The 3,597-nt window shown below is 69.5% G+C and carries 3 protein-coding genes and 1 tRNA gene; 3 read left to right on the forward strand and 1 reads right to left on the reverse strand.

The window, feature by feature from the left end; translation table 11 throughout:
- Positions 1-272 precede the first annotated feature (272 nt).
- The 3 genes from pyrH (at position 273) to WBA11_RS15305 (ending at position 2,149) form a co-directional block, all read left to right on the forward strand.
- Entirely contained in the window at positions 273-1,040 is a 768-nt protein-coding gene (gene pyrH / locus WBA11_RS15295; RefSeq protein WP_424521528.1) for a UMP kinase, read from the forward strand.
- A 50-nt stretch (positions 1,041-1,090) separates the two neighbouring features.
- Complete coding sequence (frr, locus tag WBA11_RS15300) at positions 1,091-1,660, forward strand: ribosome recycling factor (protein ID WP_424521529.1); 570 nt, start codon at positions 1,091-1,093, stop codon at positions 1,658-1,660.
- 402 nt (positions 1,661-2,062) lie between these two features.
- A tRNA-Ser gene (locus tag WBA11_RS15305) sits at positions 2,063-2,149 on the forward strand.
- Between the two features lie 66 nt (positions 2,150-2,215).
- On the opposite strand, the gene WBA11_RS15310 is transcribed toward WBA11_RS15305, so the two are convergent.
- The coding region (locus WBA11_RS15310) for a hybrid sensor histidine kinase/response regulator transcription factor (protein ID WP_424521530.1) at positions 2,216-3,597 on the reverse strand (1,382 nt) is incomplete at its 5' end.

A 3,597-nucleotide genomic window follows, 5' to 3' on the forward strand; every position in this document is an offset into this window, starting at 1 on the left:
CTCGCGCACGCCGACCTCGCCGTAGCCGCCGGCCGAGAACTGTCGGCGCGCCGCGCCCAGGAGCTTGGCCCGCGTCGCGACGCGGTCGCCGGTGACGGGCGGGAGGGATCGAGGGGCCATGAGCGGTGGGGGTCCGGCGCCAAGGTAAACCGTCGGTGACGGCGTCCCAAGGCTCGTCCTCGAGGACGACGCGAGCGCCATCCCTCGTTGCCCGGCCTCGAGGCCGAGCCGTACCTTCGGGCCGCCGCTCCCACACGCCCTCTCGATCCCGGATGCCCACCGACGCCGACGACGAATCGCTCCGCTACCGCCGTGTCCTGCTCAAGCTGAGCGGCGAGGCCCTGCTCGGCGACAAGGCGTTCGGCATCGACCACGGCGTCCTCGACCAGTACGCCGCCGACGTCAAACAGGCCGTCGAGGCCGGCGCCCAGGTCGCGCTGGTGATCGGCGGGGGCAACATCTTCCGCGGCGTCTCGCCGCAGGGCTCCCAGATGTCCAGCCGCGCCCACGCGGACTACATGGGGATGCTGGCGACCATGATCAACGGCATGGCGCTCCAGGACGCGCTCGAGCGGGCCGGCCTCCAGACGCGGCTCGTCTCGGCGATCGAGATGAACGAGATCGCGGAGCCCTTTATCCGGCGCCGCGCGATCCGGCACCTCGAGAAAGGCAGGGTCGTGGTCTTTGGCGGAGGAACGGGCCACCCGTTCTTCTCGACCGACACCGCCGCCGCCCTGCGCGCCGCCGAGATCGACGCCGAGGTGATCCTGAAAGGCACGCGTGTGCCGGGCGTGTTCACAGCGGACCCTGAGACGGACCAAGACGCCCAGCGCTACGAGTCCATCTTCGGCGGCGAGGTGATCCAGCGCGACCTCAAGGTCATGGACCTGACCGCGGTCACCCTCGCCAAAGAGAGCGGCCTGCCGCTCATCGTGTTCGACATGAACACGCCGGGCACGTTCACCCGCATCTTGCGCGGCGAGCCCGTCGGCACGACGGTCCATTGGGACGCCGACGCCGAATCCGTTGTCCTCGCCTAGCCTTCCCTTCCGAACTCGCCCGACCTCGAGGTCGGCCATCCTCTCCAGACATGATCGACCCGCAGCTTCAGGACGCCCTCGATGAGGCCGAGATGGGCATGGACGACGCCATTCAGCACCTCAACCACGAGCTCAACTCGATCCGCGCCGGGCGCGCCAACCCCCAGATGCTGGACAGCGTCCGCGTCGAGGCCTACGGGACCACGACGCCGCTCAACCAGGTGGCCAACACGGCTGCGCCCCAGGCGGACCTGATCACGGTCACGCCCTACGACAAGAGCACGATCGGGGCCATCGAGAAGGGGATCACGCTCGCGAACCTGGGCCTTAACCCGACCAACAACGGGTCCCAGATCTTGCTCTCGATCCCGCCGTTGACCGAGGAGCGCCGCCGCGACCTGGCCAAAAACGCCCGCGCCAAGGGAGAAGAGGCCAAGATCTCGATCCGCAACGCGCGCCGGACGGCCAAGGACCAGATCAAGAAGACGGTCAACGCGGAGTCGCTCTCCGAGGACATGCAGTACGAGGCCGAGGAGTCGCTCCAGGCGATGACGGACCGCTACGTCGGCCGGATCGACAAGGCGCTCGACGCCAAGGAGAAGGACATCATGACGGTGTAGGGTGTTGGGTGTTGGGTGTTGGGTGTTGGAACGTGCGCGGCGCCCTACTCCGTGACAACCCCAGAACCGTCCGCCCTCGAGGGCGTCACCGAACCCGACGCGGCAGACGATGTCCCCTCTCCCTGCGGGAGAGGCCCGGTGAGAGGTTCCGACGCTGAGTCGGCCTCGAGGCTGCGAGCGGAACCGTATGGGTCCCCGCTTGCGCGGGGATGACTCGTGAGCGGTGTTTTCTGTGGACGAACACCGAGATTGGACACGACCTCGAGGACGAAGACACCCCACGGGGCGTCTCTGCAGATGCGACCGCCATGTTCGCCCTCGAGGTTTCGTCCTCGAGGGCGAGCGTTCTTCGGCGTTCCTCCGAAGCAGGCGTTCGGCCGGCTTGTTAGATTCGTCGTCTCTGGAGAGGTGTCCGAGTGGCTGAAGGAGCACGCCTGGAAAGCGTGTGTGCCGGCAACGGTACCGAGGGTTCGAATCCCTCTCTCTCCGCACCGAGCCCCGGTCTAGAGCGATCTGGACCGGGGCTTTTTGCTGGAGCGGCCTCGAGGACGGCCGCTAGCCCCTGGCCGCCTCTTGCCCGACGGCCGACGGCGTCATGCCGTACCGCGTGCTGAACGAGCGCGAAAAGTGCGACACGCTGCGAAACCCGACCGCGTACCCGACTTCGCTGACGCTCCCGGCGCCGTCCTCGAGGAGGCGCCGGGCGTGCTCGAGACGGAGGTCGCGGACGAATGCGGAAGGCGTCGTGCCGGTCTCCGACTTGAGCCGACGGTGGAGCGTGCTCCGCGTGATGCCCAGGGCGTCCGCAAAATCTGAGACAGCGAAGGTGTCATCGCCGAGGCGCTCCTCGACGACCGACCGGGCCTGGACCACGAAGGGCGACATCTCGGGATCCACAGCCTCTGGTGTCGCGGAGGCCAGGCCGTCGCCGGAGGTGGCGAACCGAACCCGGAGCGACTGCCGCGACGCGACGAGGTTGTCGATCCGGGCCTGCAACGTCTGCGCGTTGAACGGCTTCACCACGTACGCGTCGGCCCCCGCATCGAGGCCGGCCTGGACGTCCGCCTCCTCGGCCTTGGCCGTGAGCAGCACGACGGGGATAAAGTCCGTGGCCGGATCGGCGCGGAGCGCGCGGACGAGCCCCACGCCATCGAGGCCGGGCATCATGATGTCGCTCACGATCAGGTCCGGCGTCTCCTGGCGGGCGACCTCGAGGGCGCGCGCGCCGTCGGCCGCCTCCAAGACGCGGTAGCGGTCGGCGAGGTGCGAACGGACGTAGGCCCGGATGTCGGCGTTGTCGTCGGCCACCAGGACCGTCGTCCGGTCGTCGGCGTCGTCGGGTTCAGTGACGCCGGCGGGGTCGAGGGCGGGGACGGCGAGCTGGGGCGGCCCGTCCTCGAGGGCGGCGGGTGCGATCTGACCGTCCTCGAGGTGGTCCCGGCCGAGCGGGAGCGTCAGCGTGAACACGGAGCCGAGCCCCTCGATGCTCTCGGCCTCCAGGACACCGCCGTGCAGGACCGCGAGGTCGCGGGCGAGCGAGAGTCCGATGCCCGTTCCTTCGGTGCCCCCGGTCTCCTCGACGCGGTAGAACCGGTCGAACACGTGCTCGAGGTCGGCCGGCGCGATCCCCGGCCCGTTGTCGCGGACGCGGACCCAGGCACCGTCCTCGGCGGCAGAACCGACGGACAGGCTCACGCCGCCGCCCTGGGGCGTGAACTTGAACGCGTTCGAGAGCAGGTTGACCACGACCGCGTCGAGTTTGTCGGCGTCGGCCCAGACCTCGAGGGCGTCGGCCGGCGTCTCGACCTCGAACGTGACGCCGCGGCGCTCGGCGAGCGGGGCGAAGGACAAAGCGGTCGCCCGGATGCAGGCGCCCAGGTCGAGCGGACGGGCGCGCAGCGTCATCTCGCCGGCCTCGAGGCGGGCGGCGTCCAAGA

Origin of the sequence: Rubrivirga sp. (assembly GCF_049648075.1) — a bacterium.
Taxonomy (GTDB): Bacteria; Bacteroidota; Rhodothermia; order Rhodothermales; family Rubricoccaceae; genus Rubrivirga.

Excerpts from the sequence above, each read along its gene's own strand:
- pyrH (WP_424521528.1), top strand. The coding sequence starts at position 273 with ATGCCCACCGACGCCGACGACGAATCGCTCCGCTACCGCCGTGTCCTG.
- frr (WP_424521529.1), top strand. The coding sequence starts at position 1,091 with ATGATCGACCCGCAGCTTCAGGACGCCCTCGATGAGGCCGAGATGGGC.